The sequence below is a fragment of the Cellulomonas sp. URHD0024 genome (assembly GCF_000426185.1).
Classification (GTDB): domain Bacteria; phylum Actinomycetota; class Actinomycetes; order Actinomycetales; family Cellulomonadaceae; genus Cellulomonas.
In genome coordinates this window covers 1-12,670 of the sequence record NZ_AUEW01000017.1, presented here as the reverse complement: position 1 = coordinate 12,670, position 12,670 = coordinate 1, and the positions used below count along the sequence as shown (strand labels likewise).

The following is a 12,670-nucleotide window of genomic DNA, read 5'->3' as shown; positions in this document are numbered from 1 at the left end:
CCGCAGGATGCCGATGAGATGATTTCGGCCTAGGCCCTCTGGAGGGTGCACCCGATGATGGACGACGACCTGCTCCACGAGATGATCAACCCGCCGCCGGTCCCCCGGGACGCGGCACGGCGCCGTCGCCTCTGGACCACGGTGATCATCGTCGCGCTGGCGGCTGTCGGTGCGACCACTCTGACCACCTCGGCGATCTTCACGGACGACGACTCGACGTCCGCGGCGATCAAGAGCGGCAACGTGAACCTCGTCCTCGGCGGACCGACGCCGTTCGCGTTCACGCCGCAGAACCTCGCGCCCGGTTCCTCGACCTTCGTCCCGATGACCGTGTCGAACACGGGCTCGCTCCAGCTGCGGTACTCGATCTCCTACTTCGGCAGCGGCAGCACCGGGACGGCTGACCTGAGCAACGTCCTGGAGCTGCGCCTGTACGACCTCGCAGCGGGGTCGTGCAACCAGGCGGGGACCGACGCCGCAGAGACGATCAACAACTTCGGTGACCCGGTCAACAACTGGCCCACCGTCCCCGAGGCCCTGGTCGGGAAGCCCGCGGGTGGGGCGCAGGACGGCGACCGGGAGCTCGCCGGCGGCAACACGACCGAGAGCCTGTGCGCCCGGGTGGACTTCCCGTTCGAGGCCGGTAACCAGTACCAGAACGCGTCCGTCACCCTGAACCTCGTCTTCAACGCCGAGCAGACGCTCAACAACCCCTGACCCGTCGATGTCCCCCACGAGCGGGAGCCGTGACGCTCCGCTGGCCGACCGGCGGGCTCCTCGGCCCCCCGGCCGGTCGGCCGCACGCCCGCGGCTGCCCCTCTGGCGCAAGGCCGTGTCCGTCGTCCTGTGGATGGTCGTGGCGGTGTGCGGTCTCGCCTACGCCGTGTCGCTCGCCGTGCCCCTCTGGTTCCAGGTGCACGACCAGCGGCTGCTGGTAGTCACGTCGGGGTCGATGTCGCCGAAGTTCGATGCGGGCGACGCCGTCGTGCTGCGCGCGATCACCGACGACTCGGAGCTCAAGGTCAACCAGATCATCTCGTTCTGGCCCGTCGGCACCCAGCAGCTCGTCACCCACCGGATCGTCGCCCTGGAGAAGCTCCCCGAGACGACGCCCGACCCCGCGACCGGCCGACCCGTGCCGAGGCTCAAGGCCGACGGCACACCCAAGCTGCGCTCGTACGTCATCACCAAGGGCGACGCGAACCCCTACCCCGACGTCAACGCGACCCCGGTGGAACGCGTGCGCGGGGTCGTCCTCGCCGTCCACGCCGGGTGGGGCTGGGTGCTGGACTGGGCCGGTTCGAGCGTCGGACGCGCCGTGATGCTCGTGCCTCCGCTGCTCGCGCTCGCTATCCTCGAGCTGCTCGCCGTCCATGATCGCGGTCGCTCCGGCCGCGGTCGCCGCGTCGAGAACGCCGGCGACAGGAGGGTGGATGAGCTCCTCCTCGAATGAGGCCCAGCGCCGCTTCCTCTCTGCGGACCGCGGCTCGCTGGCCCGCCTCGCGCTCGTGATCGCGATCGGCGTCGCCGCGCTCGTCGGGCCGCTCGTCGCGTCGACGACGGCACGGTTCTCCGACGTGAAGCAGATGGGCGTGACGTTCGCGGTGCCTGCCGCACCGGTCCCGGCGCCCCCGGTTCCCGACCCGCCGACCCCCTGACCGCGCCGTCTCTCCTACGACCGGAGTGCGCGCGCCGCGAGCAGCACACGGTCCGGGTCGTAGACGAGCGACAGAGTCTGCAGTCGTCGCGCGACCTCGGGCGTGAACACGCGAGCCGCCCAGGCCGGCCCGGCGGTGTCGGTGAAGTTGGGCAGCCCGCCGTCGAGCGCCCACTCGGACAAGCCGTCGTGCAGGCGCGCGCTGTCGCTGACCACCGACTGCGCGATCTCCGGGATGAGGACACCGAGCGAGAAGACCGAGAACGCGGCGTCCCGGAACGCGAACGCACTGGGCAGACCACGGTCGTCGCGCACCTTCCCACCCAGCTGACGGACCTCGACCATCGCGAGGGCGGTCGCCGTGTCCGGGCCGACGAGCTCCAGCAGACGCTCGGCGCCGTCCGGGCCGAAGGAGGACAGCAGGCTGTGCTCCTCGTGCAGCGGCATCGGGTCGATCGGGTCGGTGTGCACGTCGCCGAGCTCGGAGTACGGCATGACCCGCACGGTGTCGATCAGCGGCCTGGCGACCGCTCGCAGCACCTGGATCATCTCGGCACCCTCGGACGGGTCCCCCGTCCAGGCGAACCGCACGGACACGGACGTGCGACCGCGCAGCGGCTCCGGGAACGTCGGCAGGTCCGGCAGGCGCATCAGGGCGAACGACGTGGTGCCCAGCTCGGGGAGCAGCGACGACCACAGGCTCCACGTGCGGATCACGGCGGGCGCGGCGGCGGCGTCGAACCAGAGGGCGCCTGCGTACAGGGACGGCTGCTCGACCAGGTCGATCTCGACCGCCGTGACGATCCCCAGCGTTCCCTTGCCGCCTCGCAGCCCCCAGAAGAGGTCGGCGTTCTCGGTCGCGCTCGCGCGGCGGACCACGCCGTCACCGGTGACCACGTCGAACGCGCGGACCAGGTCGGACGCGAGTCCGAACGTCCGGGCCACCGGGCCGAGCCCGCCACCCGTGAGGTAGCCGACCACACCGACGTCGGGTGAGGACCCGGCCAGGCCGGCGAGTCCGTACGGTGCGCACGCGGCGAGCACGGCCTCCCACTTCACACCGGCGCCGACGCGCGCCCAGCGCTCGTCGGCGTGCACCGAGACCTCGTCGAGCGCGACGGTGCTGACGAGGATCGCGTCCTGCATCGTCTCGGTGGCGCCGTGCCCGGTCCCCTGGACGGCGACCTGCACACCCGTCGCCGCGGCGGACCGCAGCACGCGGCTCACGTCCTGCGCGTTCCGCACGGCCACGACGCCAGCCGGCGCGATCGCCTTGACGAGGTTGCTGGTCCGGGTGAGAGCCGCGTACGAGTCGGTGCCGGGCAGGTGCACCGGGAGCCCGGCGTCGCGGAGCGCCACGAGGGCCGCGGCCGGGGAGGGGCGGTAGTCCGAGCCCACCGGCGAGCTAAGGATGGTCATGCGTTCTGTCCTTCGGGTGTCCGGCGCGGGCGGCTCCCGCGCACCTTCGTGTCGGCGCCGCTTCGGCGCACGGGCAAGAAGGGGACGTCTCGGGCCGCCTGATACATCCGGAGATGTCCGAAGTTACCGAGGGGTACCTACGCCGGTGGAGTCGCTGGCAGGTCGATCGTGAACGAGGTGCCCTCTCCCACGACGCTCGAGATCGACAGCGTGCCGCCGTGAGCATCGACCACGGCCTTCGTGATGGACAGACCCAGTCCGATGCCGGGGATCGCCCGGCGCGTGGCTGTCGACGCCCGGAAGAACCGGGTGGTGAGCGACTCCAGCTCGTCGGGCGGGATGCCGATCCCGCTGTCCGCGACGGCGAGCCTCGCCCCGCCGACCGTCGGCTCCACCGACACCCGCACCGCGCCACCGGCCGGCGTGAACTTGATCGCGTTCGAGACCAGGTTGTCCAGGGCCTGAGCCAGCCGCACGGGGTCGGCGTCCACGACCGACGGCTCGACCGCGGCATCGATCGCGACCCGGGCCCCCTCCGCCGCGGGTACGGCCGAGGCGACAGACGCGCGGACGACGTCCGCGAGGTCGACTTGCTGCGTGGAGATGGCGAACCGCCCCGCGTCCACCTGCGCGCTGAGCAGCAGGTCGCCGACGAGCCGGAGCTGGCGACGGGCGTTGCGGTCGATGACCGTCAGGTACTCGCGCTGCTCGTCGGTGAGCGGGTCCGTGCCGTCGGTCAGCAGCTCGAGGTAGCCGAGGACCGACGTCAACGGCGTGCGGAGCTCGTGGCTGACGAGGCTGACGAACTCGTCCTGCAGGCGTGCCGCCTCGCGCTCCGCGGTCACGTCGGTGGCGACCACCACGTAGCCGGCGATGAAGCCGTCGACCTCTTCACGACGCGTCACGGCGAGCCGCACCGTGAGCGTCGTCCCGTCCCGGCGCACGTACGTCCAGTCGCGCACCTCAGGACGCCCGGCCAGCGCGGCGGCGAAGAGCGTGTCGTACAGGGTCCGGCCGCCGTCGCCGTCGCCGTCGACCAGCTCGCGACTCCGCTCGTCGAGCTCCGCCTGCACGTGGAACGCGGGCAGGCGCAACCGCCCGACGACCTCGCCCTGCGAGTACCCGAGCAGCCGCTCGGCTCCGGGGTTGAACACCTCGATGACGCCCTCCGCGTCGGTCGCGATGATCGCCTGCTCGGTGGCCGAGTCGATCACCGAGATCAGCTGGTTGCGGGTCGCACGACGGGCGTCGGCCACCCGCCCGAGCTCGACGGCATCGAGACGCGCGCGCTCCAGGAGGTCGGCCTGCTGCTTCTGGAGGCGTTCCAGGGCGATCGTCCGGGCGCGCAGGCGGTCGGTGATCTCGTGCACCGTCACGGCGACGACGAGCGTGACGAGCGACAGGTACAGGCTGCGCACGACCACGTCCGCGGTGACGTGCACCGAGGAGTCGAGGATCGTCGGCGCGAACACGACGGCGGCCACACCCACGGTTCCCAGCACCACGCCACGGCGTCCCCGCTGGGCGGCCAGGTTGATCACCGGGAGGAACACGATGGTCGTGAACAGCGGTCCGGACACGCCGGTGCCCGTGCGCACCACGCCCACCGCCGCGATGAGGACCATCGGCAGGATGTCCTGCACACCCTCGGGCCAGCGACCCCAGGGCAGCAACCGAGCCGCGAGCGCCTGGGCGATGACGAGGACCCCCGCCACCACCAGGTAGCCGGGGTGCGGGACGTCGATCCAGGGCGTGAGGACGATCAGCATCGCCACGAGGTACAGGACCAGGAAGGGCAGCTGCCGTTCCAGGGCGGACGCATCAGGCCCGAGCAGACGGTGGACGGTCTGCACCCAGGGGGACTTGTTCCCGAGGTCCGTGGACCGGCGGCCCGTACCGGCGCGCGCGGTCCCCATGCGCCGGTCCTTGCTGAACCGCCGCTCGACGCCGTCCCACGGCGGCTCGGCCGCGGGCTCCGCGAGGGTCTGTTCGCTCATCGGGGCTCCATCACCTCGTCGACGGGGAGAAACACGTCCTCGAGGTACCGGACGGCGGCGAGCTCCGCGAAGTCGACGCACGACGGGACCGGTCGCCCGAGCACCACGTCGAGGGTCAACGACGGCATGTCGACGCCGGAAGCGACGGTCAAGGGCATGCCGGCCGGGAATCGCGGGTTCACCTCGAGGAGCGCCGGCACTCCCGACCCGTCGTACCTGAGACGAACGCTGGCGACCGTGGTGAGCCCGACCGCCCGCGCCACCCGGGACGCCGCCTCGACGAGGGCGTCGTCGTGCACGGTCACCCCCGCGACGGCGACGCCGTGGTCGACTCGCAGGCGGGCGCGCGGGACGGCCGCGACCACGTGTCCTTCGAGGTCCGCCAGGACGTCGACGGAGAACTCGTCGCCGGGGAGAAGCTCCTGGACGACCAGGTCCTCCTCGTCGTGCACAGCATCGAGCTCGGCCTGGCTGTGCACGGTCTGCACGCCTCGTGAGCCCCCAGCGCGGCGCGCCTTGACGACGACCGGGAAGTCCCAGCCACTCGTCGCCTGCACGGTGCCCAGCAGCTCGGTGCGCGGCACACGGACGGTGCGCGCGCAGGTCCGCGCGAGGGTCAGCGCGTCGAGGCAGGTCTCGACGGTGCGCAAGGACGGGGACGCGAGGACCGCCCCGAGCTCGTCGCGGACCGCGGCGAGCAGCGGGAGCTCGACGTCGACCGTGGGGAAGACCACGTCGATCGCGTCGTCGGAGACGATCTGCCGGACGGCGGGCACGAAGTCGGCAGCCTGGCCCGCCGGCACCAGCCGTCGGTGCGGCGCGTCCACCAGGTACAGCCCGCCGGCCCAGCGGTCCGTGTCGGCCCCGAACACCTCGACGTCGCCACGGCGCAGCAACGAGCGGACGACCGCGGCGCCCGCCGGCCCACCGGCGCCGGTCACCAGGACCCTCATCCGCTCACCTCGTGCTCCTCGGACCGCTCCTCGGTCGAGGCGGCGAGGCCGGCGCCGCCGTGCAGCATCCCTGCCGCGCGGATCGTCTCCAGGGGCTCGGCGAACGAGCCCGTGCCGAACCGCGACCAGTACCGGGCTGTGGCCCGGACGACCTCTGGGTCCATGTAGTCGCGCTGGGTCTGCGACGTGAACGCCGCCAGCATCCGCAGCTTGGTCTCGACGAACCCGTCGACGGGCACGAACCGCGATGGCCGGAAGTCGACGGTCGACGACGGGCTCTGGAAGCACGCGAGCGACGGGACGCGGCGGGCAGCCACCTCGACGGCGCGTCGCACCGCCCTGTGGTCCTGGTGCCGGTCGTGCTCGCTGTGCGTGTAGACGATGGTCGGCTGCTCCGCGCGGATGGTCTCCTCGATCGTCGCGATGAGCCCGTTGGCCGGGTCCAGGCGGGTTTCCTCGAAGTCGTGCAGGTAGAGGCGGGCGCCGATGACCGCGGCGGAGGCGAGGGCCTCGTGCCGACGAGACTGCACGTCACCATCGAGAGCGCCGCTCGACAGGGTCAGGATGACGACCGTGTCGCCTGCCGCGCGGTGCGAGGCGAGCGTGGCGCCGACGCCGATCTCGACGTCGTCCAGGTGCGCACCGACGGCGAGAACCACGTCGCGCGGCTCCTGCGTGGCGCGCTTCTCACGCCCCTGCATCGCGAGCGCCGTGATCCGCTCGAGCAGCATGGCGGCGGCCACGGGCTTGACCAGGAAGTCGTCGGCGTCGCGGCGCAAGGCGTCGACCGCGTAGTCGACGCTGGCGAACGCCGTCATGACCGCGACCGGGGTGCCGGCGGCGCGCGACCGCAGCTCGTCGAGCAGCTCCAGCCCGGTCATGCCCGGCATCTGGATGTCGGTGAGAACCACGTCGAACTGCGCGCGCGCCACCTCGGCGAGGGCCGACATCGGCTCGTGGGCGACCGTGACGGCCATGCCCCCGCGGCGCTCGAGCACGGTGCGCACGTACTGCGCGGTGTCGACGTCGTCCTCGACGACGAGGACCCTGATCTGCTCGTCTGCCACGCTGCGCTGCCCTCCGTCACCGGTTGGTCGATGCCCACGGTATAGGTCCGGGTCCGCCGCCACCCGTCCGGGGAATAGGCGCGGTGCCGGCCAGGTTGGAGCGGCATGTACATGCAAACGCATGAACCTTGGAAAGACCTGTGAGGCGCGAGATGCAGTTCGGGATCTTCACCGTCGGCGACGTCACGACCGATCCGACGACCGGCCGGACGCCGGACGACACGGAGCGGGTGCGCAACATGCTCACCATCGCCCAGCACGCGGACGCCGCGGGCCTGGACGTCTTCGCGACGGGCGAGCACCACAACCCGCCGTTCGTCCCCTCGTCGCCCACCACCATGCTCGGCTACCTGGCGGGCACGACGAAGAACATCATCCTGTCGACGGCGACGACGCTCATCACGACCAACGACCCGGTCCGGCTGGCCGAGGAGTACGCGATGCTCCAGGTCATCTCCGACGGCCGGATGGACCTCATGATGGGCCGCGGCAACACCGGTCCCGTGTACCCGTGGTTCGGTCAGGACATCCGCCAGGGCATCCCGCTGGCCATCGAGCACTACGCGCTGCTGCGCCGCCTCTGGGAAGAGGACGTCGTCGACTGGTCCGGCAAGTTCCGCGGCCCTCTGCAGGGCTTCACCTCGACGCCCCGGCCCTTGGACGGTGTCCCGCCCTTCGTCTGGCACGGCTCGATCCGCAGTCCCGAGATCGCCGAGCAGGCAGCGTTCTACGGGGACGGCTTCCTGCACAACGCGATCTTCTGGCCGCTGTCGCACGCGGCCCAGATGGTGGGCTTCTACCGCCAGCGCTTCGAGCACTACGGGCACGGCCAGGCCGACCAGGCGATCGTCGGCCTGGGCGGGCAGGTGTTCATGCGCGCTCGTTCGCAGGACGCCGTACGGGAGTTCCGGCCGTACTTCGACAACGCGCCCGTGTACGGGCACGGACCGACGCTCGAGGACTTCACGCGCGACACCCCGCTGACCGTGGGCAGCCCGCAGGAGGTCATCGACCGGTACGGGACGTTCCGCGACCAGGTCGGTCACTACCAGCGTCAGATGTTCCTCATGGACCACGCGGGCCTCCCGCTGAAGACCGTGCTGGAGCAGATCGACATCCTGGCGACCGAGGTCGTGCCCGTGCTGCGCGCCGAGGCCGAGTCGGCCCGTCCCGCGCACGTGCCGGCGAACCCTCCGTCCCATGCCGACCGTGTGGCTGCCGCCCGCGCAGCGGGTAGCGTGCACGAGCAGGCGGTTGCCGAGGACACCTTCACCGGCCTCCGGGCCGAGGACTCCCTGCAGTCATGACTCTCTCTTCAGCATCAGGAAAGGACGTGCGATGAGCGACCGCTCGATCGTCGTCATCTCGGCGGGGCTGTCCCAGCCCTCGTCGTCGCGTCTGCTGGCCGACCGCCTCGCCGACGCCACCGCCTCCGAGCTCGCTGCCCGCGGCATCACCGCGCACGTCGAGACCGTCGAGCTCCGCGACGTCGCCCACGAGGTCGTCAACATGACGCTCACGGGCTTCGCGTCCGGCACGCTGGCGTCGGTGATCGAGAAGGTCACCGCCGCCGACGGGGTCATCGCCGTCACACCGATCTTCTCGGCCTCCTACTCCGGCTTGTTCAAGTCGTTCGTCGACATCCTCGACAAGGACGCGCTCGTCGGCCGGCCCGTGCTCGTCGGCGCGACCGGTGGGACCGGGCGACACTCGCTCGCGCTGGAGTACGCACTGCGCCCGCTGTTCGCCTACCTGCGCGCCGACGTGGCCGGCACGGCCGTGTTCGCGGCCACCGACGACTGGGCCGACAGCGGCGGCGACGACGTGAACCCGCTGCCCGCACGGATCCGTCGCGCCGGTCGCGAGCTGGCCGAGATGGTCGCCGACCGGGAGCCGTCCGCGCCCGTCGGCCTCTACGACGCGGTGCCGTCGTTCGACCAGCTGCTCGGCGGCGCGTGACCGAGAAGCCTCGCCGGGCTATCTGACCGGACGCGCAACGAGGGCGGGAAGCCGTGGCTTCCCGCCCTCGTCGTTTCCTGCCCGTGCACCCGGGCCGGTCGTGCCCCGGCCGTGCACAGGCGCTTCGGGGCCGCGCCCTGGTGGTCCTCCGTCGGGTGCTGGTGCTACTGCGGTCCGAGCGTGAACGCCGTGCCCGTCGATGCCGGCTCGACGTCGAGGCGCTGGTCAGCCAACGTCACGGACGCCTCCGGGTCCACGTACACACGACTCGTCCCGTCCGTCACCACATCATCACCCGGGAACGGCTCGGGCACGAGCGCAAGCTCGAACGCTCCCGTCTCCTGCTGCGCGATCCGCAGGCCGCCCGTCTCGTCGGGAAGCCCTGCCTTGCTCGTGAGCGTGTGGACTGCGGTGCGTGCGCTGTCGGTCAGGGTGAGCACGAGGCTCTCCTTCCAGTTGTGGAACCTTGCACCTCCACCGTCATCACGGTGTCGCGACGACGGCAACTCGGTTCCCGCTGAGCGAGACGGCCTGTGTCCAACGGTCGCGGGACGCCTCGATCGGCCCTAGCCTCCGCACCATGCCGCTGCCGCTGTGGGTCACGCGCGTGAACCGACGGGTGAGCAACCCGGTCCTCGGCCTGCTGTCCGACGACGTGCCGCCCTTCGCGACGCTGCACCACGTCGGACGCACCAGCGGCCGTCGGTTCCGCACGCCGGTCATGGCGTTCCCGTCGCCGGGATCTGACCGCGTCACCATCGCCCTGACCTACGGGCCACGTGTGCAGTGGCTGCGCAACATCGAGGCCGGCCTCCCCGCTCGGCTCGTCCGGCGCCGCACGGTCCTCGTGCTGTCCGATCCCGTGCGGTTGCGTGGGCCCGAGGGCGCACGGCTGGTGCCCGCGTGGACGCGTGCTGCGCTGCGACTCCTGGGCACCGACGAGTTCGTGTCGCTGCGCGCCGACGATCCGTACGATCGCCCGTAGGAGGTGGCGCGATGCCACGTGAGGGCTTTCCGGCGACGACCGTCGAGGAGTACCTCGCGGCCGTCCCCGAGGCGCAGGGCGCCGCGCTCCGGGTGGTCCGGGACCGGCTGGTCGCCGCGGTACCCGGTGCCGGGCAGATCATCTCCTACCAGGTGCCGACGATCACCTACCGCGGGACCGGGCTCGTCGCCCTGTCCATCGCGAAGACGCACTGCAGCCTGCACCTGATGAGCCCGCCCCTGGCACGGTCGCTCGCTGGTTCGCTGCCCGACGGGCGGCTCTCCGGTGCGACCGTGCACTTCGCCGCCGACGCGCCGTTGAGCGAGGAGACGGTCCGCAGGATCGCCGGTCTGCGGATGGCCGAGGTCGACGCGCGTCTCGACGCACGATGAGCGAACCGTGGGCACGCCCGCCTTCCGCTCCGCCTTCTTCGTCCTCTGGTTCGTCCCCTGCTTCGTCCTCGTCGTCGGAGCCCCACGCCGTACGCCTGGGCAGGCGCTTCCGACGGGCGATGCGCGTCCTGACCGAACCACCAGCGCCTGGAGTCATCGAGGAACCCGGCGCACTGCCGACCGTGCCCGCGGACCTCGTGCCCCTGCTGCGCGAGCTCGGCGCGGCGCTGCTCTCGTCGGGACAGTCCGTCATGGAGACGGAGCAGCAGATCGGCGACGTCGCAGAGGCGTACGGCGCCGACAAGGTCCGCACGCTCGTCCTGCCGACCGGGGTGTTCATCCACGTCGAGACGGCCGAGGGGCCCGAGAGCGACTTCACCGGGCCGAACACCGAGACGACCCTCCCCTTGCACCAGATCGGCGCCGTCGACAGGCTCGTCCGTGACCTGTCGACCGGGACCGCCGACCTGGCCTCGTCGCGCGTCCGGCTGCGCCAGATCCTCGCGATGCCACCGCACTACGGACCGCTCGCGGTCGTGCTCGGACACGCTCTGCTGACGGTCGGGTTCGGGCTGATCATCTACCCGACCGTGAGCGCCCTGCCGGTCTACGTCGTCATGGGCGCCGCCGTAGGTCTCCTACGCCTGCTCGCCGACCGCTGGCCCACCCTCTCGACCGCCCTGCCCGTGGTCGCCGCCTTCCTGGTCACCCTCGCGACGATCACCGTCGTCGCCCCTGCGCTCGACATCGACCCTGTCCGGCTCCTCGCGCCGCCGCTCGTCAGCTTCCTGCCCGGTGCCGTGCTGACCGTCGCGGCCATGGAGCTCACCAGCAACCAGGTCATCGCCGGCGCATCACGGTTGGTCTACGGGATCGCCCAGCTGCTGCTGCTCGCGTTCGGCGTCGTCGCCGCCGTCACCGTCGCCGGACCCTTCTCCACGCAGGCCTCGTCGCCCCTGCTCGGGTGGTGGGCTGCGTGGGTCGGCGTGCTGTTCGTCGCCGTCGGGCACCGCTACTTCTCCTCGCCGCCTCGGGGGTCGTTCTGGTGGCTGCTCCTCGCGTTGTTCGCCGCCTTCGCCGCACAGGGCATCGGCCTGGTCCTGCTGTCGCCGCAGCTCTCCGGCTTCGTCGGCGGTCTCGTGCTCGTGCCCGTCTCGCAGACCATCCAACGTGCCCGCAGCGGTCCGCCCGCCATCGTGACGATGCTGCCCGCGTTCTGGCTCCTGCTTCCGGGCGCCCTCGGCTTCCGCGGCGTGTCCGAGCTGGCGACGGGCGCCCCAACGGGTGTCGCCGACGTCATCGACACCAGCCTCGCCCTGTTCTCCATCGCACTCGGCGTCATCGTCGGCACCGCGCTGACCCGCGACGCCCGCCGGGTCACCCGGGCCGTCGTCCGCGCCGTGACGCCCGCGACCTGACGCTCGCTCTTCGCACGGGCCCCGTGCCGCGCTGTTCGCGGGCGCTGTTCGGCCGCGCTGTTCGGCGGCGCTGTTCGGCGCCTCTGTCCGCACCGACGCGTTTCGCGGGTCCTGTTGGCACCCGCTTCTTCAGACCTTCCCTCGTCGCGTGCCGACGATCCCCGACGACACCGTCGTCCCTGCCCACTGGTCCGTGTCGGTGCACCCCTCGGCGCAGTGCATGCCGCAGGTCGGGCACACCCAGAGCGTGTGGTGCCTGTCCACGGTGCACCCGCACGTCACGAACCGCTCCGACGGCCTCCCCGGACCGTTCGTCGTCCACCGATGCCCGGCAGGGCAGCCTGCCGGCGGCACCCGGACCCAGCCCCGTGGCGTCCGTTGCCACTTCGACCAGTCGATCTCGCGGACCATCTCGCCGTTCTCCGCCCCTGGGTTGTCCACAGACCGTGCCGGTGGACGGTGGCGTGTCGGTGCTCGATCGTACACTTGTTCGAACGGACCGGCTCGGCCAGGACAAGAGGGGGTGGCGACGATGGACGACGAGAACGCGACACGACGCCGTGCCCCACGTCGCGCACACTGCGCGCCGCGACCGCGTCGAGCCTCCCGTCCGACCGAGGTGCGCCTGCACCGCGCCGCGACCCCGCCCACGCCCCCGCCCACGGCGACGCCCACGGCGACCCCACCGGGGCCGGCCCAGCCCCCGGTGGCCGGTACGCAGCCGCCGAAGTTCCCGGTGGCCGATGTGGTGCTGCCGGAGTTCCCGGTGGCCGGTACGGAGCCGCCGAAGTTCCCGGTGCCCGGTACGCAGCCGCCGGAGTTC

At 71.8% G+C, this 12,670-nt stretch carries 13 protein-coding genes and 1 pseudogene; 9 read left to right on the top strand and 5 right to left on the bottom strand.

What is annotated here, in order from left to right:
• Positions 1–54 precede the first annotated feature (54 nt).
• Genes I847_RS0115940 through I847_RS0115930 form a run of 3 tightly spaced genes read left to right on the top strand, consistent with a single transcriptional unit; the run spans position 55 to position 1,658 of the window.
• Positions 55–717 carry a hypothetical protein gene (locus I847_RS0115940; protein WP_034610659.1) on the top strand — a complete coding sequence of 221 codons (663 nt, stop codon included), beginning with the start codon at positions 55–57 and terminating at the stop codon, positions 715–717.
• A 7-nt stretch (positions 718–724) separates the two neighbouring features.
• Positions 725–1,453 carry a signal peptidase I gene (locus tag I847_RS24195; RefSeq protein WP_231384247.1) on the top strand — a complete coding sequence of 243 codons (729 nt, stop codon included), beginning with the start codon at positions 725–727 and terminating at the stop codon, positions 1,451–1,453.
• Entirely contained in the window at positions 1,434–1,658 is a 225-nt protein-coding gene (locus tag I847_RS0115930) for a hypothetical protein (RefSeq protein WP_028050485.1), read from the top strand. Before I847_RS24195 ends, I847_RS0115930 begins: the two co-directional genes overlap by 20 nt.
• 14 nt (positions 1,659–1,672) lie before the next feature.
• On the opposite strand, the gene I847_RS0115925 is transcribed toward I847_RS0115930, so the two are convergent.
• From I847_RS0115925 to I847_RS24190, 4 genes are all read right to left on the bottom strand, one after another.
• Positions 1,673–3,076, bottom strand: a complete 1,404-nt coding sequence (locus I847_RS0115925) for an FAD-binding oxidoreductase (RefSeq protein ID WP_028050484.1) — start codon at positions 3,074–3,076, stop codon at positions 1,673–1,675.
• A 137-nt stretch (positions 3,077–3,213) separates the two neighbouring features.
• Entirely contained in the window at positions 3,214–5,073 is a 1,860-nt protein-coding gene (locus I847_RS0115920) for a cell wall metabolism sensor histidine kinase WalK (RefSeq protein ID WP_081681039.1), read from the bottom strand.
• Entirely contained in the window at positions 5,070–6,026 is a 957-nt protein-coding gene (locus I847_RS0115915; protein WP_028050482.1) for an ATP-grasp domain-containing protein, read from the bottom strand. Before I847_RS0115915 ends, I847_RS0115920 begins: the two co-directional genes overlap by 4 nt.
• Positions 6,023–7,093 carry a response regulator gene (locus I847_RS24190; protein WP_034610656.1) on the bottom strand — a complete coding sequence of 357 codons (1,071 nt, stop codon included), beginning with the start codon at positions 7,091–7,093 and terminating at the stop codon, positions 6,023–6,025. The genes I847_RS0115915 and I847_RS24190 overlap by 4 nt, the downstream gene beginning before the upstream one ends.
• A gap of 152 nt (positions 7,094–7,245) precedes the next feature.
• Between I847_RS24190 and I847_RS0115905 the strand changes: the two genes are divergently transcribed.
• Complete coding sequence (locus tag I847_RS0115905) at positions 7,246–8,400, top strand: LLM class flavin-dependent oxidoreductase (RefSeq protein ID WP_028050481.1); 1,155 nt, start codon at positions 7,246–7,248, stop codon at positions 8,398–8,400.
• Between the two features lie 31 nt (positions 8,401–8,431).
• On the top strand, positions 8,432–9,052 hold the full coding sequence (locus I847_RS0115900) for an FMN reductase (protein WP_028050480.1): 621 nt from the start codon (positions 8,432–8,434) through the stop codon (positions 9,050–9,052).
• Between the two features lie 164 nt (positions 9,053–9,216).
• Here I847_RS0115900 and I847_RS0115895 read toward each other — a convergent pair whose 3' ends face one another.
• On the bottom strand, positions 9,217–9,492 hold the full coding sequence (locus I847_RS0115895; RefSeq protein WP_028050479.1) for an adhesin: 276 nt from the start codon (positions 9,490–9,492) through the stop codon (positions 9,217–9,219).
• Positions 9,493–9,632: 140 nt separating this feature from the next.
• On the opposite strand from I847_RS0115895, the gene I847_RS24185 reads away from it, so the two are divergent.
• The 4 genes and pseudogenes from I847_RS24185 to I847_RS27465 form a co-directional block, all read left to right on the top strand.
• The gene (locus I847_RS24185) at positions 9,633–10,037 is read left to right on the top strand and encodes a hypothetical protein (protein WP_034610653.1); all 405 of its coding nucleotides are present in this window, start codon (positions 9,633–9,635) and stop codon (positions 10,035–10,037) included.
• Between the two features lie 11 nt (positions 10,038–10,048).
• Positions 10,049–10,429, top strand: coding sequence for an iron chaperone (locus I847_RS25835; protein WP_051274980.1), 381 nt, complete (start codon positions 10,049–10,051; stop codon positions 10,427–10,429).
• 119 nt (positions 10,430–10,548) lie between these two features.
• A complete protein-coding gene (locus I847_RS24175) occupies positions 10,549–11,847 on the top strand; it encodes a threonine/serine exporter ThrE family protein (RefSeq protein ID WP_051274979.1) in 1,299 nt (432 codons plus the stop codon).
• A gap of 619 nt (positions 11,848–12,466) precedes the next feature.
• Positions 12,467–12,670, top strand: a pseudogene (locus I847_RS27465) (hypothetical protein); the annotation flags it as partial.

Excerpts from the sequence above, each read along its gene's own strand:
- I847_RS0115940 (WP_034610659.1), top strand. The coding sequence starts at position 55 with ATGATGGACGACGACCTGCTCCACGAGATGATCAACCCGCCGCCGGTC.
- I847_RS24195 (WP_231384247.1), top strand. The coding sequence starts at position 725 with ATGTCCCCCACGAGCGGGAGCCGTGACGCTCCGCTGGCCGACCGGCGG.
- I847_RS0115930 (WP_028050485.1), top strand. The coding sequence starts at position 1,434 with ATGAGCTCCTCCTCGAATGAGGCCCAGCGCCGCTTCCTCTCTGCGGAC.
- I847_RS0115925 (WP_028050484.1), bottom strand. The coding sequence starts at position 3,076 with ATGACCATCCTTAGCTCGCCGGTGGGCTCGGACTACCGCCCCTCCCCG.
- I847_RS0115920 (WP_081681039.1), bottom strand. The coding sequence starts at position 5,073 with ATGAGCGAACAGACCCTCGCGGAGCCCGCGGCCGAGCCGCCGTGGGAC.
- I847_RS0115915 (WP_028050482.1), bottom strand. The coding sequence starts at position 6,026 with ATGAGGGTCCTGGTGACCGGCGCCGGTGGGCCGGCGGGCGCCGCGGTC.
- I847_RS0115905 (WP_028050481.1), top strand. The coding sequence starts at position 7,246 with ATGCAGTTCGGGATCTTCACCGTCGGCGACGTCACGACCGATCCGACG.
- I847_RS0115900 (WP_028050480.1), top strand. The coding sequence starts at position 8,432 with ATGAGCGACCGCTCGATCGTCGTCATCTCGGCGGGGCTGTCCCAGCCC.
- I847_RS24185 (WP_034610653.1), top strand. The coding sequence starts at position 9,633 with ATGCCGCTGCCGCTGTGGGTCACGCGCGTGAACCGACGGGTGAGCAAC.
- I847_RS25835 (WP_051274980.1), top strand. The coding sequence starts at position 10,049 with ATGCCACGTGAGGGCTTTCCGGCGACGACCGTCGAGGAGTACCTCGCG.
- I847_RS24175 (WP_051274979.1), top strand. The coding sequence starts at position 10,549 with ATGCGCGTCCTGACCGAACCACCAGCGCCTGGAGTCATCGAGGAACCC.